Source organism: bacterium (genome assembly GCA_004322275.1).
GTDB lineage: Bacteria > Desulfobacterota > Deferrisomatia > Deferrisomatales > BM512 > SCTA01.
On sequence record SCTA01000041.1, the window covers coordinates 11,633 to 37,080 of the forward strand.

The 25,448-nt window shown below is 61.6% G+C and carries 17 protein-coding genes and 1 tRNA gene; 9 read left to right on the forward strand and 9 right to left on the reverse strand.

The features are described 5' to 3' along the window. Window positions 1-7: 7 nt before the first annotated feature. From EPN96_12355 to EPN96_12370, 4 genes are all read right to left on the reverse strand, one after another. Window positions 8-1,039 (reverse strand): hypothetical protein, encoded by a 1,032-nt coding sequence (locus EPN96_12355; protein ID TAL15550.1) that lies wholly within the window; start codon window positions 1,037-1,039, stop codon window positions 8-10. Beyond that, window positions 1,036-2,103, reverse strand: a complete 1,068-nt coding sequence (locus EPN96_12360; protein ID TAL15551.1) for a hypothetical protein — start codon at window positions 2,101-2,103, stop codon at window positions 1,036-1,038. Before EPN96_12360 ends, EPN96_12355 begins: the two co-directional genes overlap by 4 nt. Next, a complete protein-coding gene (locus EPN96_12365) occupies window positions 2,100-4,523 on the reverse strand; it encodes a hypothetical protein (protein ID TAL15552.1) in 2,424 nt (807 codons plus the stop codon). Before EPN96_12365 ends, EPN96_12360 begins: the two co-directional genes overlap by 4 nt. A 235-nt stretch (window positions 4,524-4,758) precedes the next feature. Continuing rightward, window positions 4,759-4,835 (reverse strand) — tRNA-Met (locus EPN96_12370). 108 nt (window positions 4,836-4,943) lie between these two features. On the opposite strand from EPN96_12370, the gene nadA reads away from it, so the two are divergent. From nadA to EPN96_12415, 9 genes are all read left to right on the forward strand, one after another. Further along, window positions 4,944-5,861 (forward strand): quinolinate synthase NadA, encoded by a 918-nt coding sequence (gene nadA, locus EPN96_12375; GenBank protein TAL15553.1) that lies wholly within the window; start codon window positions 4,944-4,946, stop codon window positions 5,859-5,861. A 167-nt stretch (window positions 5,862-6,028) separates the two neighbouring features. Next, window positions 6,029-9,514 carry a transcription-repair coupling factor gene (gene mfd, locus EPN96_12380; GenBank protein ID TAL15554.1) on the forward strand — a complete coding sequence of 1,162 codons (3,486 nt, stop codon included), beginning with the start codon at window positions 6,029-6,031 and terminating at the stop codon, window positions 9,512-9,514. Between the two features lie 207 nt (window positions 9,515-9,721). After that, on the forward strand, window positions 9,722-10,630 hold the full coding sequence (locus EPN96_12385; protein ID TAL15555.1) for a peptidyl-prolyl cis-trans isomerase: 909 nt from the start codon (window positions 9,722-9,724) through the stop codon (window positions 10,628-10,630). Beyond that, window positions 10,605-11,606 carry a 4-hydroxythreonine-4-phosphate dehydrogenase PdxA gene (pdxA, locus tag EPN96_12390; protein ID TAL15556.1) on the forward strand — a complete coding sequence of 334 codons (1,002 nt, stop codon included), beginning with the start codon at window positions 10,605-10,607 and terminating at the stop codon, window positions 11,604-11,606. The genes EPN96_12385 and pdxA overlap by 26 nt, the downstream gene beginning before the upstream one ends. Beyond that, window positions 11,603-13,033, forward strand: coding sequence for a phosphoglucomutase/phosphomannomutase family protein (locus EPN96_12395; protein TAL15557.1), 1,431 nt, complete (start codon window positions 11,603-11,605; stop codon window positions 13,031-13,033). Before pdxA ends, EPN96_12395 begins: the two co-directional genes overlap by 4 nt. Further along, window positions 13,030-15,861, forward strand: a complete 2,832-nt coding sequence (uvrA, locus tag EPN96_12400) for an excinuclease ABC subunit UvrA (GenBank protein ID TAL15558.1) — start codon at window positions 13,030-13,032, stop codon at window positions 15,859-15,861. Before EPN96_12395 ends, uvrA begins: the two co-directional genes overlap by 4 nt. Next, entirely contained in the window at window positions 15,854-16,153 is a 300-nt protein-coding gene (locus EPN96_12405) for a hypothetical protein (GenBank protein ID TAL15559.1), read from the forward strand. The genes uvrA and EPN96_12405 overlap by 8 nt, the downstream gene beginning before the upstream one ends. Next, window positions 16,153-18,690, forward strand: coding sequence for a TIGR03960 family B12-binding radical SAM protein (locus tag EPN96_12410; protein TAL15560.1), 2,538 nt, complete (start codon window positions 16,153-16,155; stop codon window positions 18,688-18,690). The genes EPN96_12405 and EPN96_12410 overlap by 1 nt, the downstream gene beginning before the upstream one ends. A gap of 26 nt (window positions 18,691-18,716) precedes the next feature. Further along, the gene (locus EPN96_12415) at window positions 18,717-20,225 is read left to right on the forward strand and encodes an Rne/Rng family ribonuclease (protein ID TAL15610.1); all 1,509 of its coding nucleotides are present in this window, start codon (window positions 18,717-18,719) and stop codon (window positions 20,223-20,225) included. Between the two features lie 216 nt (window positions 20,226-20,441). On the opposite strand, the gene EPN96_12420 is transcribed toward EPN96_12415, so the two are convergent. The 5 genes from EPN96_12420 to gatC are packed head-to-tail and all read right to left on the reverse strand — an operon-like array spanning window position 20,442 to window position 25,412. Next, window positions 20,442-21,110: an outer membrane protein assembly factor BamD gene (locus EPN96_12420; GenBank protein ID TAL15561.1), complete on the reverse strand. Its 669-nt coding sequence runs from the start codon at window positions 21,108-21,110 to the stop codon at window positions 20,442-20,444. 41 nt (window positions 21,111-21,151) lie between these two features. After that, window positions 21,152-22,198, reverse strand: coding sequence for an S-methyl-5-thioribose-1-phosphate isomerase (gene mtnA / locus EPN96_12425; GenBank protein TAL15562.1), 1,047 nt, complete (start codon window positions 22,196-22,198; stop codon window positions 21,152-21,154). Beyond that, a complete protein-coding gene (gene gatB / locus EPN96_12430) occupies window positions 22,199-23,641 on the reverse strand; it encodes an Asp-tRNA(Asn)/Glu-tRNA(Gln) amidotransferase subunit GatB (GenBank protein ID TAL15563.1) in 1,443 nt (480 codons plus the stop codon). Further along, a complete protein-coding gene (gene gatA, locus EPN96_12435) occupies window positions 23,641-25,107 on the reverse strand; it encodes an Asp-tRNA(Asn)/Glu-tRNA(Gln) amidotransferase subunit GatA (protein ID TAL15564.1) in 1,467 nt (488 codons plus the stop codon). Before gatA ends, gatB begins: the two co-directional genes overlap by 1 nt. Beyond that, on the reverse strand, window positions 25,104-25,412 hold the full coding sequence (gene gatC / locus EPN96_12440; protein TAL15565.1) for an Asp-tRNA(Asn)/Glu-tRNA(Gln) amidotransferase subunit GatC: 309 nt from the start codon (window positions 25,410-25,412) through the stop codon (window positions 25,104-25,106). Before gatC ends, gatA begins: the two co-directional genes overlap by 4 nt. Between the last annotated feature and the right edge of the window lie 36 nt (window positions 25,413-25,448).

Sequence of the window (25,448 nt, forward strand, 5' to 3'; positions counted from 1 at the left end):
AATAAAGTTATTTTTTCTTTTGAACTTTAAGGATTATCGGGCCGGTCGAAGGCGAGTCCTGCGGCGCCTCTCCGTCAACGTAGACTTCATTCTCATAAAGAGGCCCGCCGAGGGTCGCGCGCCCCCGAAGATATCTGGCGTTGGGCGGCAAATTGAAAAAAACCTCCCCGTTTTGGTCGGTCAGGGCCGAGGTCGCGGCGGGAGGGCCGTTTCTGTCGGGATTCGGGTAGGCCAGCACATAGTAGGAGGCCAGCGGCTTCCCGGTCGGGTCGAGCAATTTTATTTTCTGGCCCTTGCCGGCGCTTTCATCCTCTTCCAGAGAACTCAGCCGCTCGGCCATCGCAATTTCCAGATTCACCTCTTCTCCTTCGCGGATGACGACCGGGTTTCCCGCGTAGAAGTTGAGCCTGTCTCCCAGTTCTATGGGGCCGTAGGCTCCGCCCTTGACCCGCTTTCGCGCGACCAGGTAGTAGGTTCCCGCCGGAACCGACACCGTGAAGTCGCCCCTGGCCACGGGCTGCAGAAAGTCGGCGGGGCCGTGAAAATATCCGGCGACGGACTTGTAGCCGTAGAGATAGGCCTTCTCAAGCGGTTCGCCCTTGAAGGTAAGTCTGCCCTTTATTCTGGTGGCTTCCGACGGGCCGCGCTTTTCGGCTGAAACCGGCGTGAGATAGAGCCCGACGGTCGTCCACCGGTTTTTGGCTACGGTGACGGGAGAACCCGAGTACACGCAGTAGATGTCTCCGGCCTCGGGCTTTTCACCCTTGTTTTTAGGCCCTTTTTTTATCGCCTCGACTACGTATCTGCCTTCCGGAAGGTCTACGGAATATCTCCCGTCTATCGCGGTCTTCGTCCTGGCGGCGGGCGCGTCCCCCGTGAAGGGGCCGAACCCTCCAGCTCTAAGTGCGTAGATATTTATGTCCACGGATTCGACCAGAGTCCCGCCCAGAGACGCCCTCCCTTTTATTCCTTCCGCGCAATATGCCCCGGAACAGGAAAGGAGCAGCATTACAAACGAAATAAAATGAATCTTTCTCACCAGACTTCCTCCACGAGTACCCGAAGGCCGGTGACCTTCTGGCCCGCCTTGACGTTTATCCCCGATCCCTTTTCGCCCCTGTGCTGGCCGACCTTTTCGCCGGGAGAGGAAGGGCCGCCGATTTTCGAGCGCGCCCCCAGATAATAATTGCCGTCCTCCCGGGACAAGGGCAATACGAACTTGCCGTCCTTGCCCGAGGGAGGGCTGACGAAGGCTGGCTTGCCCGTCATCCTGCCGTCCCGGAAAGCCAGAATCCGCACTCCCTCGACGGGCTTCGAGCCGGAATCCACCACGACGCCCTCTATGGAGGTGGTCGAACTCCCCATCGTTGCGGTTACCTTGCTCCACTGCTTTTCGTCGATCTGCGCGAGAGCTATCTCTCCTGTGTCCGCGTAAGAGCCTTCCGAAACCTCCAGACGGCGGACGGCGACGAGGTCAGAGCTTTCCGGGGGGCCGTAGTCTTTGCCGCTCTTCCTTTGCCGCACGGCCAGAGTGTAAGCGCCGTGAAGAAGGCTTATCCGGAACTCCCTGTTGTCCGCGACCTCCACCGCAACGAGAAATCCCGGACCTATGGGTTTTTCCACCATCCCCTTGTAAACGTATATCGTCGCGCCGTCCCTGCTTTCGGGCAAAACTACTCTTCCCCTGATCCCGGTTCCCTCCGGCCCCGTGGAAGCGGAAAAACCGCTTGGATCGGCCAGCTCGATATTGACGAAAACCTTCTCCCCCGGCTTGGGCTCCACGGGATTGGGCACGGCTTCCCCGATAAGCCTGATCTCCCTGCTGCCTTCGGTCAGGGTGGCTTTCGCCCACACCCAGTAGCGGCCGGGGCCGATGTCGAGGGTGAACGAACCGTCCGCCGCGCTGGGAACTTCCGCTACGGGAGGAGTCGAACGGTCCTGATCGGCCCTGGGGTAGAACTGCACCATCGCCATCGGCACGCCCTGACCGTGCCGAAGAACCTTTCCCGCTACATGCGCCGGTTCCTTCGGTTTCTGGGCGCAGGAGGCGGCAAGAAAAAGGGCGAGGCAAAGTAACGGGAGGGTCTTTGCTGAAATTTTCAATCCGTCATACCCTCATCGGAAGAAAGACCCGTTCCCAGGCCCGCGAGGCTGACAAACGCCAGAAGGTAACAGGCCGCGCCCATGTCCAGAGTGGCGGAATAACCGAAATTCATCGCCAGCAGCAAGACTCCGAGCGAGGCGCAAACGCTGGCGAAGCCGTTGACCGACCAGATCCACGGCAGCAGATTGCCGCTGCTTTCGCCCAATTGGGATATAGCCGCGGGGAAAGGCATGCCCATCGCGAAAGCCAGAGGCAGGGTCACCAGAAGCGCAATCGCGAACCTCGCGGCGAAGGGGTAGTTCATCACCGCCGACAGCAGGTGGGGCGTAAAGTGCGCCTGCACCGCGCCCAGAACGGCAATCACCAGAAGCCACAGGCCGAGTTTTTTGCGGCTCGGCGCCATCCTTTCGGAAAGAAGACACCCCGCGCCGCTTCCAAGCAGGAAGGCCAGCAGCGTAACCGTCACAGCGTACACGGGGTGGCCAAGCACCAGAAGCAGCCTCTTCATGGTGCCGATCTCAAGCACCATGTAGCCGAAACCTATGGCGAAAAAGTAGGAGAGAACCCAGAAGGACTTCCTGCCCACCCTGGGCAGGCCGCGCAGATAAAGCACGGGCAGCAGCAGCGAAGCCGTGGAAATTACAATCATGATGATAAAGGAGAGGCGCAGGATTTCCGCCCCGCGGTCGTCAAACCCCGCGCGGCCGGGAATGGAACCGGAGATAAAATCGCCGGGCCGCACCGTGTAATAGAAGAAAGGCCTGTCGTCGGTCGGAGCGGAAACGTCAAAAGGGATGTCCTTTAGCGCCTCTTCCACATTCTTTGAGTCGACGATACGGGAAAGCTGACTCTCGCCCGCGCCCTGATAGGGGTAAAGGAGGTCGAAGCCATAGCGGTCGAGCACCTCTCTGATCTTTTCGTCGTCCTTCGCCTCGAAGGGCTTTTTGGAGACCATCACGTTGGCGAGACCCCGGTCCGATACCACCCTTATATGGCGGCCGGGCTCGGCGATCCCCTTGCGCTCGAGCAGATCCCTCGCGAGGGCGGTGAGGCGCAGCGCCCTTTGTTCGTAGGCGAAGCGGGTCACCGAGAGGATGCCGTCGCCGGTCAACCGGTCCCAGTAATCCTCAAAGGCCTCGGCGGTGTGAAGAAGGTCTTCCGAAAGAGTGAAGGCCCCGGCAGAAGGGGGAAGGCGGCCGAAAACCGCCGAAGCCCCGATTACGTCGTATTTTTCACTGTCCTGACGGGCGTATCTTCTGGCGTCGGCGACGGCCAGCTTCACGCGCCCGTCGCTGTACGGCTTGCCGGTAAAGGCTCCGAAGGTCTCCTCAACCATCTCCACGACCTGGGGATTTATCTCCACAGCCTGAACCGTTACGCCGGGAAAGGAGAGGGCTATCCAGACATCCTTCCCTCCGCCGGGCCCGAAAAGAAGTGCTTTCGCACCGGGGCGGAGGTGATACGGCATCGCGACGAGATTGGCCCGGAAAAATTCGGGGTTCGCGGCGGACTGCGCCCCGTCGTAAAGGTTGGTGTACCCGGAATCGTCCACCACCAGACCGATCTGGCGGGGCTGCTCTCCCTTGTACTTCACCGACTGGCCCTGAGGACGGAGCATGTCGTCCGGCGGCAGGGAAAAAGCGGCCACCCTGCTCATCGAATTCCACCTGACCGCGAGGATGTCGGGATCGTACCTTCCTCTGGCGAAGGGAATTTCAGCCGAACCCGAGACCTCGGCCCAGACGCAAAGCGCAACGAAACAAGCCGCTACGGCCGTTCCGGTCCACTTCATGGATTTTGAACGGTTCCACAGCGGCGCGGAAAGAGCGGCGAAAGCGCCTGCCACACCCAGCGCGGCGGGAGCTGAAACGTAGGAGAGCAGAAGCGGGAACAAGGCGCAGCCCAGGGCGGACCCCAGAAAGGTGGCCGCGTAATGCTTCTTTATGTCGGGCGCCCGCTCGCGCAAAACCCCCGCCGTAACGACTCCGGTGAAGAAAAAAGGCCACCCAACTCCCACGGACAGCACTGTGAGGCGCACCGCAAGCTCAACGTCAAGGTCCGTTGTCTGCGCTCTTTCAAAGGGTTTGTAGAAAGGCTGGTGAAAGGGTGCGAGCGTAAGGCGCGAAAGCTCGGGAAGGCTGTGCATCAGGGCGAGGTACAGAAGGACCGAAACCACTCCGAAGGCGAAGACAAGCGTAAAGCGCGCGCGGTATGCGGCCGATCCGAGCGAGGGTTTGAGGCCGACGGCCAGCCCTCCTGCGCCCAGCCCCAGCAAGGCCAGGCCGATTGAGAGGGACGCGAAGTGATACCACATCAGAACCGAAAAAATCCTGATAAGGACAAGCTCGTAAAGCAGCATCCCCGCGCTGAGCAGGGCAAGGGCAAGAAGTTCGCCCCTTCTGACCTCGCCCGCCGTCATACGGATTTTTCTTCGTCTTTAAAGCCGCGTTGCCGAAATGACACTTTGAAACTCCGCAAAACCTGCTAAGTTCGTGAATTATCAATCATACTATACCGGCTTTCGAGCCAGCAAGGGAATGGAGCTTTTACGAACCCCGCGCGGGCAAGTTACCACGGTCGAGAGAGAAATTCGCCTCGCAGGAATGAAAAACAAAAAGGGACTTAACCGGTTAAGGCTAAGTCCCTGAATTTGCTGGTAGCGGGGGCCGGACTTGAACCGACAACCTTCGGGTTATGAGCCCGACGAGCTACCAAGTTGCTCCACCCCGCGACGCGAAGCGCGGATTATCGCCTCACCCCCGATTGCTGTCAAGGGTATTCTTGACTATTGCCGGTCCCCCCTGTAAATTCTCTCTTCCCCCTGGAAGGATATATTTTCATGAGCAGCGAAGAAAACATACAAAAACAGATAAGGCTTCTCGCCCGAGAGCGAAACGCCGTGATTTTGGCCCACAATTACCAGCGCGGCGAGGTGCAGGACGTGGCCGACCACACCGGCGACAGCCTCGGCCTCTCCATAATCGCCTCGAAGACAGACGCGAAAGTCATCGTCTTTTGCGGCGTCCACTTCATGGCGGAGAGCGCCTCCATCCTCTCGCCGGAAAAGACGGTCCTCCTCCCCCGGCTCGACGCGGGGTGCCCTATGGCCGACATGATAACCGCCGAAGACCTCATAAAAGTGCGCGAGGAGCACCCCGGCGTTCCGATAGTGACCTACGTCAACTCCTCCGCGAAAGTGAAGGCGGTCAGCGACATCTGCTGCACCTCGGCCAACGCGGTGAAGGTGACCAATTCCCTCCCGGAGAAGACCGTCTACCTCGCGCCGGACAGAAACCTCGCGCGGTGGGTGGCGCGCAACACCGACAAGAACGTCCTCTACTGGAACGGCTGCTGCCCCTCCCACGAGCGGCTCACGGCCAGGGACGTGCTGGCGGCGAAAGCCGAGAACCCCGGCGCTCCCTTCATCGCCCACCCCGAGTGCAGGCCCGAGGTGATAGACCTCGCCGACGCGGTCCGTTCTACCTCCGGCATGCTGGAGTGGTGCAAGAATTCCTCCGCGAAGACGATAATAGTCGGCACGGAGACGGGTCTCTTCCACCAGCTCAGGAAAAACAGCCCCGACAAAACCTTCGTCGCGCCGACGGAAAAGCTCTTTTGCCCCAACATGAAGCTGACCTCCCTCGAAGACCTCCTCGTCTCCCTCGAAAAGATGGAAAACGTGATCGAGGTCGAGGAGAGCGTCCGCATTCCGGCGGCGAGGGCGCTGCAGAGGATGGTTGATGCCGGGCGAGACTAAGAGGATGCTGAAAAACTGTTGTGAGCCCCGTTTTCGGCGTCGCGTGCTCGCTCGAATCTCGCCTAACACCCGGTTATGTCTCGCTTCTCGCTGTGCGTCTCCTTGAAACCGGGGCTTCTCACGACGTTTTTCAGCAACCTCTTAACTCTTAACTCCGGTCTTTTGAAATGGGCGCTGACAAGCTGATTGAACTGCTCGAATCCCTCGACGGAAAGGGAAGGCGCATCCGCGCCCAAGGGCTCCGCTCGTCCAGCAGGGCCTATCTCCTCGCGCGGGTGGTGGGGAAGCTCAAAAAGCCCATCCTCGTCCTTACCGCTACCGTGCCGGAGGCTAAAGCCTTCGCCGACGAGCTTAAGTTCTTCCTCGGGGCGGATTCGGAAAAGCACCCCCTGCCCTGGGACCCCCCGGTTGTCTACCTTCCCCCGTGGGACACCCTCACCTTCGAGAACCTGCCCCCTCACCCGGAGATTTCGGCCCAGAGGATAGCGGCGCTCTTTCGGGCGACCAACGGCGGCCCCTTCATACTGGTCGCCCCGGTGGAATCAGTCCTCCAGCGCCTGCCCGCGCCCAGGACCGTAGAGAACGGCTCGATACCTATATCGGTGGGCGAGGAGTTCTCCCGCGAGCGCTTTTTGCTTAAGCTGGCGCAGTCGGGGTACCAGCGGGTCGGGCAGGTGGAGGAGCGCGGCGAGGTGAGCGTGCGCGGCGGCCTCGTGGACCTCTTCGCCCCCCATTACGAGCGCCCTCTGCGCCTGGAGTTCTTCGGCGACGACCTCGAATCCATCAGAACCTTCGACCCCTCCACCCAGCGCTCTCTGGACAAGATCGAGGAGGCGGTGATTCTACCGGCGAGGGAGGTCGTCGCGAGCGAGGAGGCGGCCGAGGCGGCTTTCACAACCCTTCGGCTGCGCTGCCACAAGCTGGGGATGAACCGCTCCGAGACAGCGGAAGCCCTGGAAGCCTTCAAGACGGACCCCTTCGGCCCCCACCGCGAGCCCTTCCTCCCCTACTTCGGCGACACCGCGACCCTCTGGGACTATATCCCCGAAAGCGCCGCCGTCGCGGTGGACATGCCGGGGGATTTCGCCGAAAAGGTGGCGGAGTTCTCAAGGGAGATCGGCGAGGGGAGCCAGAGGGCGGAAAAATCCGGGAGGCTCTTTCCCGCGCTTGAAGAGTCCTATATCTCTCCCGAGGAGTGGAACGCGCATCTGGGGAGTCGCCAGGTAATCGAGCTTGAATCCCTCGACATGGAGGTTCCCGGCGCCGTCTCCTTCGACACCCGCGACAACTCCGATCTCGTAACCGCCCTTCGCAACAACAGGGGCACGGAACGCCTCCTTACCCCGCTGGTGGACGAGATTAAAAAGGCGAAGGACAGGGGCCACCACACCTGCATCGTCGCCCGCACCGCTCCGATGGCCCTGAAACTCCGGGAGTTCCTCCGGGAGTACTCTATTACCGTAGAGCCGGAGAAGTCCTTCACCCTCTCGACACCCGAAAACCGGGCGAGCGTCAGCCTCTGCATCGGAGGCCTCGCGAGGGGGTTTCGCTTCCCCGGCGAGAAGCTGACCCTCATCACGCAGGCCGAAATCTTCGGCATGAAGGGGAAGCGCCCTCCTCCGAGGCGCGGCCTTACCCGGACCTCGCTGGCGGAACTTAAAGACAACGACCTTATCGTCCACGCCGATTTCGGCATCGGGCGCTACAGGGGCATGGCCCGCATAGCTGTAGAGGGAATCGAGGGGGATTATCTCCACCTCGAATACGCGGACGGCGACAAACTCTACCTCCCCGTCACCCGCCTGGCCATAATCCAGCGCTACACCGCTCCCGGCGGGGGCGAAAACGTCTCCCTCGACAAGATAGGCGGCAAGCGCTGGGAGAAGGCGTGCAAGAAGGCCCGCGAAGGCATCGAGGAGATGGCGCACGAGCTTCTGGATCTCTACGCCAAGAGGACGCTGGCCGAAAGGCCGCCCTACAACGTCCCCGACCTCGCCTACCGCGAGTTCGCCGCCACCTTCCCCTACGAGGAGACAAGGGACCAGTTCGCCGCCATAGACGACGTCCTCGGGGACATGACCGGGAAGAGGCCGATGGACCGCCTGATCTGCGGCGACGTGGGTTACGGAAAGACCGAGGTCGCCATCCGCGCGGCCTTCCAGTCCGTCCACGGAGGAAAGCAGGTCGCGGTGCTTACTCCCACCACCGTACTCGCCGCCCAGCACTTCCAGAATTTCAAGAAACGCTTCGAGGGGTACCCGATAACGGTCGAAATGCTCTCCCGCTTCGTCTCGAAAGAGGAACAGGACGCGGTGTCCAGGCGGCTGGCTGAGGGGAAGACCGATATAGTCGTCGGAACCCACCGGCTGATACAGTCCGACGTAAAGTTCAAGAACCTCGGGCTGGTGGTCATCGACGAGGAGCACCGTTTCGGCGTCGCCCAGAAGGAAAAGCTGAAGAAGATGCGCGGCGAGGTGGACATGCTCTGCCTCTCGGCCACGCCGATACCGCGCACCCTTCAGATGTCCTTCACCGGCATCCGCGACCTCTCCGTCATTGAGACTCCTCCCGCCGACCGCCTCTCGGTGCGCACGAAGGTGGCGCGCTTCGACGACGACGTAATAAAAGAGGCGATCAAGAGGGAACTGGGGCGCGGCGGTCAGGTATACTTTGTCCACAACCGGGTGCAATCCATCGAGGAAGTAGCCCACCACCTGCGGGAGCTTTTCCCCGGAGTGAGGTTCGCCGTCGGTCACGGCCAGATGAAGGAGAACTCGCTCCAGGAGGTGATGGAGCAGTTCACCACCGGCGAGGTCCAGGTTCTGGTCTGCACGGCGATAATCGAATCCGGGCTGGATATCCCGAGGGCCAACACCATACTCATAAACCGCGCCGACCTTTTCGGCCTCGCCGACCTCTACCAGCTTCGGGGAAGGGTCGGCCGGTCGAACGTTCAGGCTTACTGCTATCTCCTCCTCCCCGCCGAGGAACAGGGGGTGACCGCCGACGCCCAGAAGCGCCTTCAGGCGATGCAGCAGTACTCCGATCTCGGGGCCGGGTTCAAGGTCGCCCTCCACGATCTGGAGATACGCGGGGCCGGCGAGCTTCTCGGCAAGAACCAGTCGGGGCAGATAGCCGCCATAGGCTTCGACCTTTACGCCGAGCTGCTGGAGGAAGCGGTCCACCGGCTTAAGGGCGAGCCGTACAGGAAAGCGCCGGAGCCGGAGATTCGGCTTAGAGTTCCCGCTCACTTCCCCGAGGCCTACGTACCCGACCCGCGCCAGAGGCTCGCCCTTTACGAGAGGCTCGCGAGGATCGAGGCGGAGGAAGAGGCCGAGGATCTGCGCTACGAGTTCATCGACAGGTTCGGCCCGCTGCCGAAGCCGGTAGAGAATCTCCTCGAAGTGATGAAGCTTCGCCACCATCTCATAATGCTGCGCATACTCGCCCTCGACTACACAGGGGAGGAATTGGTCCTCTCCTTCGGGGAAGACCCCGGGGTCGATACCGCGAGGATCGTGGAGCTGGCGGGCAAGGAGCCGAACCTCTTTCGCCTCACCCCGGACAGCCGCCTGAAGTGGAAGATCGGGAAGGGGCGGGAGGCGGGCGAGATATTTTCCTTGGCCAGGGAACTTCTCGACAGGTTAAGATGATATGAGGTTGCTGAAAAACTGCTGCGAGCCCCTTTTACGGCGTCGCGTGCTCGCTCGCCGCTCGCCGTATTGACGCACACTGTCTCGCGACTCGCTGTGCGGCTCCTTGTAAACGTGGCTCTCGCGACGTTTTTAAGCAACCTCGGCTATACTGGTTTTGCTGAAAACCACTTAAACGCTGCCCGGTCAGCCGGGAGAAAACCCCCTATGCGCAAGAATTCTTTTATTTTAGCCCTCTTCCTCTCGGTTTCGGCGCTGCTGGCCGTCTGCCTCGCCTCGCCGCGCGTTTACTGCGCCGAGATAGTGGACGAGATCGAAGCGGTGGTGGACGGCAAGCCCATAGCCCGCTCCGAGGTCGATTCGATAGCGAGGCAGGCCGGGAACCCCGAGGACCCGGCGATACGCGAGGCCGCTTTCGGTATCGTCGTCAACCAGACCCTCATCCTCCTGGAAGCGCAGAAGAGAAAGATCTCCGTGACCGGCGATGAGGTCGATTCCGCCATAGAATCCTTCCGCCGGAGAACCGGGCTGGACATCCTTTCCCTCCGGGGGGAGGTGGAGGCCAGCGGCAAGAACTGGCGCGATTTTCGCGAAGAGTTCCGGACGCAGATTACCGTCTCCCGCCTCGGCATGGACATCATCCGCCAGGAATACAAGAGCGAAGAGGCGGCCCAGAGGGAATATTTCATCCGGCATTACGACGAGTTCAAAAAGGGGGATTGGGTTCGCCTCCTGCACCTCTCCCTTCCGGGCGAAAGCGCCGAAACGGCTGAGAAGGTGCGCGCCGCCGCGCTCGCCGGCGGCGATTTCGCCAAAGAGGCCGTTTCCCTCTCCGGGTGGGAGGCGGTGGACACCGGCAAGCTGGAGGTGAAGGACCTTACTCCCGCGCTGAAAGACGCCGTGGCCCAGCTTGCAGCCGGAGGAGTGACCCCGGTTCTGACGCTCGGCGGCGAGGCGCATCTTTTTTATCTGGCGGAAAAAGAGAACGGCAAGGTCGCTTTCGAGGACGTGAAGGAAGAGGTCGCCGCGAAGTTCCGCGAAAGGGGCCTCGAAGAAGTGATAAACAACTGGCTCATGATCCGCAGGGACGATGCGCGGATCGTCAGGATGCGCTAGGAGCGGCATGAACGGGCATCCGAGGGTCGCAATAACCTGCGGCGAACCTACCGGGGTGGGGCCGGAGGTGACGCTGGGGGCGCTTTCGTCCATGGACCTCGAAGGAGCCGGGGTTATTCTCGTCGGCCCCGCCGGGGTATGGCGCAAAGCGGGCGAAACGCAAGGCAAGGTTCAACCGGACTTCCGCCGTATCGTCGAGCCGGAGGGAGTCCCTTTTTCGGACTACACCTTCGGCAAAATGACCGCCAAAACGGCGAAGATGGCCACCCTCTCCCTCGAAAAGGCCATCGGGATGGTTCTTTCGGGGGAAGCGGACGCGCTCGTCACCGCGCCGCTCTCGAAGGAGGGGCTGAAACTCTCCGGGAGGGAGTTCCCCGGCCACACCGAGCTTCTCGGCGCGGCCTGCGGCGTGAAGAGCCCCACCATGCTGTTCGCGGGTGGTTCTTTTTTCGTCTCCCTGGTCACAACGCACTTTCCCCTTCGCGAGGTTCCGGGGCATATCACCGCTGAAAACATTCTTTCGACGGTCAGAAACACTTACGGCTTTCTCGCGGGGCTGGGCATGGAAAGACCGCGAATCGCCGTCTGCGGCCTCAACCCCCACGCGGGAGAGAACGGCCTTCTGGGGGACGAGGAGCTGCGGGTAATCGGACCCGCCGTCGAAGCTGCGAGAGGCGAGGGAATGGACGTTACCGGCCCCTTTCCCGCCGACGCCCTCTTTTACAGGGCCTCGAAGGGGGGGTGCGACGCGGTGGTCGCGATGTATCACGATCAGGGGCTCGCGCCCTTCAAGCTTCTGCACTTTCACGACGGGGTCAACGTCACCCTGGGCCTGCCCATCATCCGGACGAGCCCGGACCACGGCACCGCCCCCGACATCGCTGGAAAGGGTATCGCCGACCCTTCCTCGATGCGCGAAGCGATTAAACTGGCGATAAGAATGGCTCAATCAAGGAACAGGCAACAGGCTAAATGAAGATAAAATTCGGAACCGAAGGGTGGCGGGGCGTCATCTCCCGCGATTTCACCTTCGACGGCGTGAGAAGGGTCTCGGGGGCTCTCGCCGACTGCCTCGTTGAAGAAAATTCCGCCGGGAAGGGCGTGGCGATCGGCTACGACCGGCGCTTCTTGTCCGCCGAGTACGCGGCGGAGTGCGCGGGCGTCCTCGCCGCGCGGTCCATACCCGTGCGCCTCGCCGAAGAATACCTGCCCACCCCCGTCCTCTCCTTCGCCATACGCGACGAAAACCTCGCCGCCGGGCTGATGATAACCGCCTCCCACAACCCGCCGGAGTGGAACGGGATAAAGATTAAGGGCCCTCACGGCGGACCCGCCTCGACGGAACTGGTGAGCAGGGTGGAGAAGATTCTCGGCGATTCCTTCGGGCCGGAGCGGGATGTCGAGTGCCTTTCCCTCGAAGAGGGCAAAAGCCGAGAGCTTATTACGTCGCTGGACCCGAGGAAGAGCTATCTCGAAGCGGTCTCAAGGATAATCGACTTCGAGGCCATTAAAAAAGCCCGCCTCCGGGTCGCGGTGGACGCGATGCACGGGTGCGGAGCCGGTTGGACCGCAGATATCCTCCGGGACCTCGGCTGCGAGGTGACGGAGCTTAACGGTTCCGGCGACCCCCTTTTCGGAGGCATCCCCCCCGAGCCCACCGAAGAGCGAGTGACGGCTCTTCTGTCTCTCGTGAAGAGGGACGGATTCCACTTCGGCGTGGCGAACGACGGCGACGCCGACAGGCTCTCGGCGGTGGACGAGCGGGGCGATTACTTTTCGCCCCAGAGGATAATCGCCATCTTCGCGAAATACCTCAAAACCGTGCGGAAGATGGAGGGCGGGGCGGTAAAGGCCGTCTCGGCAACCTCGATGCTCGACCGGCTCGGGGAAAGATACGGCTTCGAGGTGCTGACGACCCCGGTAGGATTCAAGCACATGAGCCCCTACCTGCTCCCCGGCAGCGGCTACTTCATGGCCGGCGAGGAGAGCGGTGCGATAGGCGTCACCAGCCACCTTCCCGAGCGCGACGGGGTCTTCAACTCCCTTCTGCTGGCGGAAATAGCCGCCGTGACGGGACTTGGCCCGAGGGGATATCTGGAAGAGATTTTCAGGGAGATAGGCCCTTTCGACTACGGAAGGCTCGATCTGCGCTTTCCCCGCGAGGAGATGAAAGTTGTCCGTGAAAGGGTGTCTTCGATAAAGCCGGAGGGGACTCTCGCCGGAAAGAAAATAGCCTCCATCGACAACCTCGACGGCCGAAAGATATTCCGCGAGGACAATTCCTGGCTCCTGATAAGGGTCTCCGGGACCGAGCCGCTCCTTAGAATCTACGCCGAGGCGGGCGACAGGGACGAAGTTAATAATCTCCTCCGGGCGGGCAAAGAACTTGCGGGGATTCGATGAACCAGGAATTCATCGAGATTCGCGGCGCGCGCGAGCACAACCTCAAGAACCTGAGCCTTAGCATCCCGCGGGGGAAGATCGTCGTAATCACCGGTCTTTCCGGCTCCGGCAAATCCAGCCTCGCCTTCGACACCCTCTACGCCGAAGGACAGCGCCGCTACGTGGAATCACTTTCCGCCTACGCCCGCCAGTTTCTGGAATTGATGGACAAGCCCGACGTGGATTCGATCGAGGGGCTTTCACCCGCCATCTCCATCGAACAGAAGACCACCAGCAAAAACCCCCGCTCCACCGTCGGCACCGTCACCGAGATCTACGACTACCTGCGCGTGCTCTACGCGAGGGCGGGAACCCCGCACTGCACCTCCTGCGCCAAGGAGATTACGACGCAGACGGTAACCCAGATGACCGACAGGCTGCTGGCGCTCCCCGAGGGGACGAGGGTCGAGATTCTTTCCCCCGTGGTGCGGGGCCGCAAGGGCCACTACAAAAAGCTCTTCGAGGACCTGCGCAAGGCGGGTTTCGTAAGGGTGGTGGTGGACGGCGAGCCGCTCGAACTGGAAACGGAGATCGAGCTGGACAAGAACCGCGCCCACGACATCGACGTGGTGGTTGACAGAATCGCGGTGAAGGCGGAAGCCCGCCCGAGGATTGCGGAAGGGCTGGAGCTCGCCCTCGCCAAGGCCGAGGGACTCGCGGCCGTCAAAATTCACGGCGGAGAAAAGCTCCTCTTCTCCGAGCGCTTCGCCTGCCCCGAGTGCGGAATCTCCCTCCCGGAGATGAGCCCGAGGGCTTTTTCCTTCAATTCCCCCCACGGCGCGTGCCCGGAGTGCGACGGCCTCGGCTCCCGGGTCGCGATAGACCCGGAGCGGGTAATCCCCGACCCTGGGAAATCAATCCGCGAGGGCGCGGTCGCCCCCTGGCACAGCCCCACCGGCATGTACTACCAGCAGCTTCTCGAAGCGGTGCTGCGCACCTTCGGGGAATCCCCCTCGACTCCGTGGAAGGACCTTCCGCAGGAGGTGCGGGACGCGATTCTCTTCGGCACGAAGCGCAAGGTAGAGTTCGTCTTCCAGTCCAAGAGGATGACCCACCGTTCCTTCAAGCCCTTCGAGGGGGTGGTCAAGCGCCTCGAAAAAAAGATAAAGGAATCGAGCGGCGACGACCTCGAAGATCTCGCCCCCTACCTCGAAACCCGCCCCTGCCCCGCCTGCAGGGGCGCGCGCCTTCGCCCGGAATCCCTGGCGGTGACGATAGCGGGTAAATCCATCAGCGACATAACCGCGATACCGGTGGACGCGCTCGGGAAGTTCTTTTTGTCCCTCGAACTCGACCCGAGGCGGGCCTCGATAGCGGAGCGGATTTTAAAGGAGATTCGCGACCGGCTGGGGTTTCTCTTCGACGTGGGGCTGGGCTACCTCACCCTCGACCGCTCCTCGGGAACCCTCTCCGGCGGCGAGAGCCAACGCATACGGCTGGCGACGCAGGTCGGCTCGCGGCTCACCGGCGTACTCTACATCCTAGACGAGCCGACGATAGGTCTCCACCCGAGAGACAACCTAAAGCTCCTCGAAACCCTGAAAGAGCTTCGGGAGCTCGGCAACTCGGTGATCCTCGTCGAGCACGACGAGGAGACTATACGGATGGCCGATTACGTCATCGACATGGGTCCCGGAGCGGGGGAAAACGGCGGGAGAATCGTCGCCGAGGGAACCCCCGAAGAGATAATGAAAAACCCCGAGAGCGTCACCGGGGCCTACCTTTCCGGCGCAAGGACGATAGAGCCGCCGCTCTTTCGGCGCACCGGGAGCGGCAAGGTACTCTCCCTCAGGGGGGCGACCGGCCACAATCTGAAGGGGATAAACCTCGAAATACCGCTCGGGCGCTTCACCTGCGTCACCGGCGTTTCCGGCTCGGGCAAATCTTCCCTCATAGTTGACACCCTCTTCCCGGCGCTGATGGGCGAGCTTCACAACGCTTCCGAACGCCCTCTCCCCTTCGCTTCCCTGAGGGGCATCGAGCACATCGACAAGGTGGTGGACGTAAACCAGGCCCCCATCGGCAGGACGCCGCGCTCGAACCCCGCCACCTACACCGGGCTTTTCGCGCACATCCGCGATATCTTCGCCCGGGTGCCCGATTCGCAGGTGCGCGGGTACCAGAAGGGGCGCTTTTCCTTCAACGTGAAGGGCGGGCGGTGCGAGGCGTGCAAGGGCGACGGCCTTATGAAGATCGAGATGCACTTTTTGCCCGACGTCTACGTCACCTGCGACGAATGTCACGGCAAGAGGTACAACCGGGAAACCCTTGAAGTCCACTACAAGGGGGTCTCGATCGCCGAAGCTCTGGACATGACCGTCTCTCAGGGGCTGGAGTTCTTCAAAAACGTCCCCTCGATACGGAACACCCTCGAAGTGCTCAACATGGTCGGCCTCGGCTACATCCGCCTCGGCCAACCCTCGACGACCCTCTCGGGCGGCGAGGCGCAGCGCATCAAGCTCGCCAAGGAGCTCTCGCGCAGGGCCACGGGAAGAACCCTTTACATCCTCGACGAACCCACCACCGGCCTTCACTTCGAGGACATCAGAAAACTCCTCGAAGTCCTCGGCAAGCTGGCCGACACCGGCAACACCGTCCTCGTCATAGAGCACAACGTAGACGTGATAAAGACCGCCGACCACGTTATCGACCTGGGGCCTGAGGGCGGCGGGGGCGGCGGAAGGATTGTCGCCGAGGGCACTCCCGAGGAGATCATGGCGGTGAAATCCTCCTACACCGGGGAGGCCCTGCGCCACCACATGCGCTACGGCGGAAAAGCCGATGGCTGACGTTTACTGCGAGCTCTGCCGCAAGGTGCTGGCCGCCGGAGCCCTAAAGTTTCTCGTTACGATTAACGTGGCCGCCGATTTCGACGGCGCCCTCCCCGCGGACTGCGGGATAGAGGATCTCGAAGCCTTCATGCGGTCCATCGACAGGGCCGACCCGCGAAAACTCGAACATGACGTTTACCAGTCGAAAGGATACCTCCTTTGTCCCGAGTGCAAGAAGAAGTTCATGGATAACCCCCTCGGCGTCGCCGCGAAAAAGAGTTCAACCGAGCCGGAGGGAAGGGTTCACTGATGCGATACGGACTCGAACTTCTGGACGTTGAAAAACCGGGCAGGTACGAGGGCATAGAGGCCGGGGTGGAGATCCGCGACTGGGACGCGGCCCGCCTCCGCGTGGCCCTTCTCTTTCCCGACGTCTACGAGATCGGCATGAGCCATCTCGGGATTCCCATCCTCTACCGCATACTGAATTCGCTGGAGGGAGTGCTCGCCGAGCGCGCCTACGCGCCCTGGATGGACATGGAAGCGTTTCTTCGCCGGGAAAAGCTGCCTCTCATAACGAGGGAGTCGGGGCGTCCTCTGAGCGATTTCGACCTTCTGGGGTTCACCCTCCAGTACGAGCTTTCGATCACCAACGTCCTGGCCATGCTGGAGCTCGGCGGAGTGCCCCTAACGGCGGCCGAGAGAGGCGAGGACGACCCCATCGTCATAGGCGGCGGCCCGGTGGCGGCGAACCCCGAGGTCTTCGCGGATTTCTTCGACGCCCTCTTCATCGGCGACGGCGAGGAGGGAGTCAGGGAGATCGCGTCAGCGCTCGTAAAGGCTAAGGAGGCGGGCCTCGACCGCGCGGGGAAGCTGGAGGCGCTCGGAAAGGTTGAGGGGGTCTACCTCCCCTCGAAAGCTACTCCAATTTTCGACGGCGAGAAGTTCGCGGGTTTTTCCTCCGGCAAAAAGGTGAAGCGAAGGATCGTCGCCGACCTCGAAAAGAGCGCCCCGGTCCCGAAACCCATAGTGCCCTTCGGCTCCTCCGTCCACGACAGGATGGCGCTGGAGGTGGCGCGCGGCTGCACGAGGGGGTGCCGGTTCTGCCAGGCGGGCTTTCTCTACCGCCCGGTGCGCGAGAGGGAGGCGTCGTCGATTCTCGGGGCGGCCTGCGAGGGGCTCGCAGCCACGGGTTTCGAGGAGGTCAGCCTTCTTTCCCTTTCCACCGGCGATTACTCCTCCATCGGGCCGCTTCTGGTGAACCTCATGGAAAACCACTCGAAGGAGAGGGTCTCGGTGAGCCTTCCGAGCCTTCGGGTGGACAGCTTCGACGAAAGGCTCCTCACCGAGGTCTCGCGGGTGAGGAAGACCGGCTTCACCCTCGCCCCCGAAGCTGGTTCCCAGACCCTTCGCGACAGGATAAACAAGCACTTCACCGACGAGGAGATTATCGCCTCGGTGGAAAAAATCTTCCGCGCCGGGTGGAAGGGAGTGAAGCTCTACTTTATGATCGGGCTCCCCTTCGAGACGGAAGAAGACCGGCTGGCGATAGTCACCCTAGCTGAGAAAATCGCCCGGTTCGCCCCTCCCGGCAAGTCCAGGGTGACCATCTCGGTCTCCAATTTCGTCCCCAAGCCCCACACTCCCTTCCAGTGGGCCGGGCAGATGGACAAAGAGGAAACCGAGAGGATTCACCGCGAGCTTTCCAAAGCCCTTTCGCGGAACAAGAAGATCGACTTCAAGCGCCACGACGCCGCGACGAGCGCTCTTGAGGGCGTAATAGCCAGGGGTGACCGCAGGGTGGGCAAGGCGATACTAGGAGCTTACCGTCTCGGGTGCCGGATGGACGGCTGGTCCAGCGAAGTCCGCCCCGCCCTCTGGGAGCAGGCTTTCCGGGAGGCGGGAGTGGAACCCGCGTGGTATCTTCGCGAGCGTTCCACCGGCGAGCATCTGCCCTGGGAGCTTGTGGACACCGGCGTAACTTCCGATTTTCTGCTTGGAGAGCTCGAAAAGGCCAAGAGCGGGGAGCGCACCCCCGACTGCCGGAAGGAAGAATGCTCCCTCTGCGGCGTCTGCGACCACAAGATGCTGCGCCCCAGGGATTCGGCTCCCCTACCCTACCCGGAGAAATCCGCGGAGCCCCTCATCCCTGCCGAGGAGTCCGACCAGTCGAACGCCCCGAAAATCCGCTTTCGCTACTCTAAGACCGGCCCGGCGGCGCTGCTCTCCCATCTGGACGCGAGTTCCTCCCTCCAGCGGGCTTTCCGCGCCGCGGGGGTCGATATACTCTACTCGCAGGGGTTCAACCCCCAGCCGAAGCTGCGCCTCGGGCCCGCGCTCTCTCTGGGCACCGAGAGCTTCTGCGAGCTTGGAGAATTGAAGGTAGGCGAGGTGCCGGAGCTGGAGGAAGCGCAGGAAAAGGTCAACTCCCGCCTTCCCGAAGGGCTGCGGATCGAGATAATGTGGGTCATGGAGCCCTTGAGCGCGGGTCTCCCCTCCGGCTCGACCCTTGAGGAATACCTGCTGGAGCCTTCCGCCAGGGCCCAAAGCGCCGCCGGGGCGGTGGGCGGCTGGGAAGAGATTTTCAGAAGGTTCTGGGAGAAAGACTCGTTTTTGGTTATAAAAAGGAGAGTGGGGAAACCGGACAGGGTCATGGAGTCAAAAGACTACGTACGCGGACTCTGGGTGAGGCCCGACGGCGCTCTTGGCTTTTTGATGAGGCGCTCCGGCGACGGGGGGCTGGTGGCCCCGGAACTCCTTTTTCACGCCCTCGCGGATCTTCCCGAGGGAGACAGGGCCCTGAAAAGGGTTTTGAAGATACGGATGGAAATTCCGAGGGAAGAGTAATGGGCTCCGATCAAAGCCAGCCACTTATCGAAAAAGAGATAATCATAAGCGCCACCCGGCAGGAAACCCGCGTCGCGCTGATGGAGAACAAGCTCCTCTCGGAGTTCTACCACGAGAGCGTGCGCGACAGAAGAATAGCCGGGTCGGTCTACAAGGGCAGGGTCAGCCGCGTCCTTCCGGGGATGCAGGCCGCCTTCGTCGATATCGGCCTTGAAAAGGCCGCCTTCCTCTACGTCTCCGACGTGGAGGGGCAGGGCAGGGAGTACTCGGAGATAGAATTCGAGGACGAGAGGGAACCCGAAACGGAGGTTCCCTTTAAAAAGCGCGCCTCGGCCCCCATCGAGACCCTCCTCACCGAGAGCCAGCTCATCACGGCGCAGGTCGCCAAGGAGCCCCTGGGGAGGAAGGGGGCGCGCATCACCCAGCACATCAGCCTCCCCGGCAGGAACATCGTCTACCTGCCCAACGTCGATCACGTCGGCGTATCGAGGAGGATAGAGGACGAAAAGGAGCGCCAGCGGCTCAAGGAGCTGGTGGAAAAGCTCAAGGGCGAAAACCCCGGCGGCTACATAGTCCGCACCGTCTCGGCGGGATGCAAGGAGGAAGAGCTTCGCCCGGAGATGGACTTCCTCCGGAGGCTCTGGGAAGAGATATCCAAAAAATCCGCCTTTCAGGCCGCCCCCTCGCTCCTCCACAGCGACCTCGATCTCATCTCCCGCTCCATCCGCGACCTTTACACCCCTTCCGTCAGGAGGATAGTTGTCGATTCCCCCGACGAGTACCGGGAGATTCTCGATTTCGTCAACACCTTCGTTCCGCAGGCGGCCTCCGCCGTCGAGCTTTACACGCGCCCCGAGCCGATCTTCGACTTCTACGGGATAGAGATAGAGCTTTCGAGGGCGATGGAAAAGCGGGTGTGGCTAAAGAGCGGCGGTTACATAGTAATCGAGATGACCGAGGCGCTTACCGCGATAGACGTGAACACCGGCTCCTTCGTCGGCAAGCGAAACCTCGAAGAGACCATTCTCAAGACCAACCTCGAAGCCGCGAAAGAGATAGCCTACCAGCTTCGGCTCCGCAACATCGGCGGCATCATCATCATCGACTTCATCGACATGGAGCACGAGGAGAACAGGCTGAAAGTCTTCGAGACCTTCCGCACCGAGTTCGAGAAGGACAGGGCCAAAACCAACCTTCTCCAGATTTCGAGCCTCGGCCTCGTTGAAATGACGCGAAAGAGGGTGGGCGAGAACCTTGGCAGGTCTCTCTCGGAAGCCTGCCCCTATTGCGACGGCACAGGGATGGTGCGCTCCAAGTCCACGGTGGCTGCGGAGATCTTCCGCGACCTTCGGCGCAAGCGCAACCTCATCACCGGCGAAGACGTGGTGGTCGAAGCGAACAAGGACGTGGTCCAGTTCATCTTCGAGGAGGAGCGGGCCGATCTGGAAATGCTGGAGCAGGCCCTCGGCGTGCACATAACCCTGAAAGCCAGGAAAGACTTCCACCGCGAGGAGTACGAGATAGCGGGGGTCTGAGGCTGGTTGCAGAGAACTTCCGGGTTCTTGCAGAGTTGTTCAAAAATTTAGCAAAGCGGCGAGAAAGATTCTCTTTCAACTTCCGGCAAACTATTTCGGCGAAGGGCAAGGAGTCCGCAGGGCGCGCGGTCGCAGGCAGTATCAGGAATACGCCAAGACCCGCGCCCGAGAAACGACGCAGACCTTCGCCGAAAGAGGAAGCCGGACGCCCAGCGTTTATTCGGTCGTGATCCCCGTTTCCTGCATCCTCGCCCGTATCTCGTCGGCCATCCTCGAAGCTTCCCCCGCCGCTTTTGAATCGTGGTAGTCGCGAAGTACGTTCGTAACCCTGCCCAGCGCCGCCTTGTACTCTTCCTTCCGGAGGTAAAACCGGGCTACGTAGAGCTCGTGGCCCGCGAGCAGCTCCTTCCCCTCCTTTGTCTTCTCACCGGCGTCCGCGGCGTATTCCGAAGAGGGATAGGCCGAAATTAATCTCGTGAAGAGCTCCACCATCGTCTTGGCGGGCGTCTGGTCGCGGCCTTCCGTCTCAAGCTGGCCGTAGTAGGAAAGTCCCCTCTTGTAAATCGCGTAGGGAACCCTGGCGTGTGCGGGGTGGTTTTCCTCGAAGGCGCGGTAGGAGGCCGCCGACTCGGCGAAATTCTCCCGGAGATAAAGCACGTCCGCCGAAAGCAGCTCGGCCTCGATGGCGAGGGGCGAAAAGGGATATTCCTCCCTCATCGTCATGATCAGCTCGTCCGCCTCCTCGAAGTTCTCATGTTCCACGGCGTTTTTCGCCTGATTGAAGAGCGCCTCGGCGGGGGGAACGTCGCGCTTCTCGGCCCCGGCGCACCCCCAGAGGAGGGAAACCGCGAAAAGAAGCGCAAGCGTGTATATTAAGGATTTCATTACAAACCTTTCTTTAGAACTTTACTTCATCTTCCGGCAAACTATTCAGGAAGCCGATCCTTTACGAGGGATTTTAAGGATTCCGTAAAGGGCGGGCGGGCGACTCCTTTTTCGGTGATTATCGCGGCGATATACTCCGCAGGGGTCACGTCGAAGGCGGGATTCCAGACCTTCACGCCTCCCGGAGCCACCTGTCTGCCGCCGAGGCAGGTAACCTCGACCGGCGAGCGCTCCTCTATCGGTATCTTGTCTCCGGTGTCCAGCGAAAGGTCCACCGTGGATAGCGGGGCGGCTATGTACATCGGGATACCGTGCTCTTTGGCGAGTATCGAGACGGAGTAGGTGCCGATCTTGTTGGCGGTGTCGCCGTTGGCGGCTATCCTGTCCGCGCCCACTATGACCGCGTCCACCTTGCGGGTCTTCATGAGATATCCGGCCATGTTGTCGCAGATGAGGGTGACGGGGATGTCGTCCTTCATCAGCTCCCACGCGGTGAGCCTCGCTCCCTGCAGGAAGGGGCGGGTCTCGTCGGCGTAGACGCTGACCTTCTTTCCCGCCTCCACCGCGCCGCGTATCACGCCGAGGGCGGTCCCGTAGTCGGCGGTGGCGAGCGCACCGGCGTTGCAGTGGGTGAGGACGACGCACTCGTCGGGCAGAAGGGCAGCGCCGAAGCGCCCCATCGCGCGGTTCGCCTCGACGTCTTCCTCGTGTATCAGGATCGCTTCCTTCACGAGCCCTTCGGCGATTTCGGAGGGAGAAAGAGCCTTCGGCTCCGCTTCCTTCCCCTTCATCCGCTCGATCGCCCAGAAGAGGTTCACCGCCGTCGGGCGCGTCGCCGCGAAGACCCTGTAGGCCTCTTCCATATAGCCGCTAAAATCCGCGCCTTTGGCCCCCTCGCGGGCGGCCAGCGCCAGACCGTAGGCGGCGGTGACGCCGATTGCGGGCGCTCCCCGGACTATCATGTCCGTTATCGCCTTCGCCACCTCCCGCCAGTCGGAGTACTCGATATAGACTTCCTCGCAGGGAAGTTTCGTCTGGTCTATGAGGAGGAGGGTTTCGCCCGTCCACTTAAGAGTATAGAAACTCATCTAGCTATCCATCTTCTTTTTGAGTAGTTCGTTGACGAGGCCGGGGTTCGCCTTGCCCTTCGATTCGCGCATTATCTGGCCGACGAAAAAGCCGGTCAGCTTTGCGTCGCCGCCTTTCAGCCTCTCGAACTCGGAGGGGTTTTTGGCGATTATGGCGTCCACTATCGCCTCTATCTCGGAGGTGTCGGAGATCTGGGTCAGCCCCTTCTCCTTCACTATCGCTTCGGCGGACTTTTTGCTCGTCCACATCTCCTCGAAAACCTCCTTAGCGATCTTGGAGGAGATTGCCCCGTTTTTTACCAGATCCAGCATCCCCGCGAGCATCGCCGGGGTGACGGGTGAGAAGGCGACCGAGTCGAAGCCGTCGCGGTTGAGGTTCTTGAGGACAGAGCCCATCACCCAGTTGGAGACGGCTTTGGCGTCGGAGTGGAGCTTTACCGCCTCCTCGAAGAAATCCGCCAGTTCCCGCGCGGAGCAGAGCACGTCGGCGTCGAGAGCCGGGAGACCGTAGCTTGTCCTGAACCGCTCGCGCTTGGGGTCGGGAAGTTCGGGAAGCAGTTCTTTCGCCTTCTCGACCTCTTCGGAACTTATGACTATCGGCAAAAGGTCGGGGTCGGGGAAGTAGCGGTAGTCGTGGGCCTCTTCCTTGGAGCGCATGCCGAGGGTTACCCCCTTCGCCGCGTCGAAGAGGCGGGTCTCCTGAATCACCGTGCCGCCCTCCTCTATAAGCTCAATCTGCCGCTCGCGCTCGTAATTTATCGCCTGTTCGAGGAACTTGAAGGAGTTGACGTTCTTTATCTCGGCGCGGGTGCCGAATTTTTCGCGCCCCCTCGGGCGCACGGAGACGTTGGCGTCCACCCGGAGGCTCCCCTCGTTCATGTTCCCGTCGCAGACGCCGAGGTAGACGAGTATCTCCCGCAGCTTCTTGACGTAGCGCACCGCCTCCCCCGCCGAGCGAATGTCCGGCTCGCTGACGATCTCCAGCAGCGGCACGCAGGCGCGGTTGAGGTCCACGAGGCTGTAGTCCGCGCCGGGAACGTCGGGGTGGAGGAGCTTTCCGGCGTCCTCCTCCATGTGGATTCTGGTTATGCCGATGCGCTTGGGGGCTCCCTTGTCGTCCTCGATGTCCAGATGGCCGAATTCGAGAATCGGAAGCTCGTACTGGCTTATCTGATAGCCCTTGGGCAGGTCGGGGTAGAAGTAGTTCTTGCGGGCGAAGCGGCTTACCGGGGCCACCGTGCAGCCCGTCGCCAGCCCCACCTTTATCGCGAACTCGACCACCCTCTTGTTCAGCACCGGAAGGGCTCCGGGAAGGCCGAGGCAGACAGGGCAGACCTGGGTATTGGGGCTCGCGCCGAACCGGGTCGAGCAGCCGCAGAATATCTTTGTCTTCGTGAGAAGCTGCGAGTGGACCTCTAGGCCCACGACCATTTCCCAATCCATCACTTCACCTCCCCGAGCGCCGGAATCCTGCGCCAGTCGTTCGCCTGCTCGTAGGCGTAAGCCGCCCGAAAGAGCGTCTCTTCCTGTAGAAAACCGGCCATCATCTGGAGGCCGATCGGCATCCCCTCCTTCGTGAAACCGCAGGGGAGGGAAAGCCCCGGAAGCCCGGCGAGATTCAGGGGTATGGTGAAGATGTCGGAAAGGTACATCTGCAGGGGGTCGGCTATCTTCTCTCCATGCCTGAAAGCTACCGAAGGAACGACCGGCGTGCAGATGACGTCAACTTCCCTGAAAGCCTCCGCGAAATCGCGGGCGATGAGGGTGCGCACGCGCTGGGCCTTGCGGTAGTAGGCGTCGTAATAACCCGCCGAAAGGGCGTAGGTGCCCAGCATGATGCGCCGCTTGACCTCCATGCCGAACCCCGCCGCGCGGGTCTCCCGGTAAGTGTCTATCAGGTCTTTGCCGTCTACGCGCATGCCGAAGCGCACCGAATCGAAGCGGGCGAGGTTGGAGGAGGCTTCGGCGGTGGCGATGATGTAGTAGACAGCCACGGCGTACTCGGTGTGGGGAAGGGAGACCTCCTTTACCTCCGCCCCCATCTCTTTGAGCTGTGCTATCGCCTTTCTGACGGCGCTTTCGACTTCCGGGTCCATGCCCTCTACGAAATATTCCTTCGGCACTCCGATGCGGAGTCCCTTTACGTCGGGATTAAGGGCCTTCTTGAGGTCGAAAGCGGGCGGGTTCAGCGAGGTCGAGTCCCTCGGGTCGAAACCCGAGATGGCCTTAAAAAGGATCGCGGCGTCCTCGACGTCCCGCGCCATCGGTCCGATCTGGTCGAGGCTCGAAGCGAAGGCGATAAGGCCGTAGCGGCTGACCCTGCCGTAGGAGGGCTTCATGCCGACGATGCCGCAGAAGGCGGCGGGCTCGCGGATGGAGCCGCCGGTATCGCTGCCGAGCGACATGGGGACTTCGCAGGCCGCCACGGAGGCGGCGCTGCCGCCGCTGGAGCCGCCGGGTACGCGGGTGAGGTCCCAGGGGTTCTTTACCGGCCCGAAGGCGGAGTTCTCGTTGGAGGAGCCCATCGCGAACTCGTCCATGTTGAGCTTTCCGGGGAAGATCGCCCCCGCCTCGCGGAGTTTCGCAACCGCCGTCCCGTCGTAAGGGGGGATGAAGTTTTCGAGTATCTTCGAGGCGCAGGTCGTCCGAACGCCCTTCGTCACGAGAAGGTCTTTCAGCCCCACCGGGATGCCGGTGAGCGGCCCCGCCTTGCCGGAAGTTATCCGTTCGTCCGCCGCCTTCGCCTGTTCGAGGGCGAGGTCCGCGGTGACGGTCAAAAAGCAGTTAAGCTCGCCGTCGATCTCTTCAATGCGCCCGAGAAAGGCCTTGGCGACCTCGACGCTGGTGACCTCTTTTTTATCGAGAAGCCCGCGCAGCTCGTGGCCGGTCTTTTTTACAAGTTCCTTCATGCGCCCGCCCCCTCGTCGATGACCTTGGCCACGCGGTAGCAGCCCTCCTCCGGGTAGGGCGCGTTGGAGAGCGCCTCGTCGTTGGAGAGTCCGGGGCGGACCTCGTCCTCCCTCTCCCTTCGGGTTTCCATGACACCGAAAACGTGGGACATCGGCTCGACCCCTTCGAGGTCGAGTTCCCCGAGCTTCTCCACGTAATCGAGGATGTTCGACATCTCGGAGGCAAGCGTCTCGAGCTCTTCGGGGGAGAATTTCAATCTTCCCAGCTCGGCGACGCGGCCTGCTTCTTTGGCGGTTATCTTCATCTTTTGCTCCACGGGGTTTGCTGCATTCCCCTTGCG

What these genes read in the sequence shown, in the direction of transcription:
- EPN96_12365 (TAL15552.1), bottom strand. Translation starts at nt 4,523, where the DNA reads ATGACGGCGGGCGAGGTCAGAAGGGGCGAACTTCTTGCCCTTGCCCTG.
- nadA (TAL15553.1), top strand. Translation starts at nt 4,944, where the DNA reads ATGAGCAGCGAAGAAAACATACAAAAACAGATAAGGCTTCTCGCCCGA.
- mfd (TAL15554.1), top strand. Translation starts at nt 6,029, where the DNA reads ATGGGCGCTGACAAGCTGATTGAACTGCTCGAATCCCTCGACGGAAAG.
- EPN96_12385 (TAL15555.1), top strand. Translation starts at nt 9,722, where the DNA reads ATGCGCAAGAATTCTTTTATTTTAGCCCTCTTCCTCTCGGTTTCGGCG.
- pdxA (TAL15556.1), top strand. Translation starts at nt 10,605, where the DNA reads ATGCGCGGATCGTCAGGATGCGCTAGGAGCGGCATGAACGGGCATCCG.
- EPN96_12395 (TAL15557.1), top strand. Translation starts at nt 11,603, where the DNA reads ATGAAGATAAAATTCGGAACCGAAGGGTGGCGGGGCGTCATCTCCCGC.
- uvrA (TAL15558.1), top strand. Translation starts at nt 13,030, where the DNA reads ATGAACCAGGAATTCATCGAGATTCGCGGCGCGCGCGAGCACAACCTC.
- EPN96_12405 (TAL15559.1), top strand. Translation starts at nt 15,854, where the DNA reads ATGGCTGACGTTTACTGCGAGCTCTGCCGCAAGGTGCTGGCCGCCGGA.
- EPN96_12410 (TAL15560.1), top strand. Translation starts at nt 16,153, where the DNA reads ATGCGATACGGACTCGAACTTCTGGACGTTGAAAAACCGGGCAGGTAC.
- EPN96_12420 (TAL15561.1), bottom strand. Translation starts at nt 21,110, where the DNA reads ATGAAATCCTTAATATACACGCTTGCGCTTCTTTTCGCGGTTTCCCTC.
- mtnA (TAL15562.1), bottom strand. Translation starts at nt 22,198, where the DNA reads ATGAGTTTCTATACTCTTAAGTGGACGGGCGAAACCCTCCTCCTCATA.
- gatB (TAL15563.1), bottom strand. Translation starts at nt 23,641, where the DNA reads ATGGATTGGGAAATGGTCGTGGGCCTAGAGGTCCACTCGCAGCTTCTC.
- gatA (TAL15564.1), bottom strand. Translation starts at nt 25,107, where the DNA reads ATGAAGGAACTTGTAAAAAAGACCGGCCACGAGCTGCGCGGGCTTCTC.
- gatC (TAL15565.1), bottom strand. Translation starts at nt 25,412, where the DNA reads ATGAAGATAACCGCCAAAGAAGCAGGCCGCGTCGCCGAGCTGGGAAGA.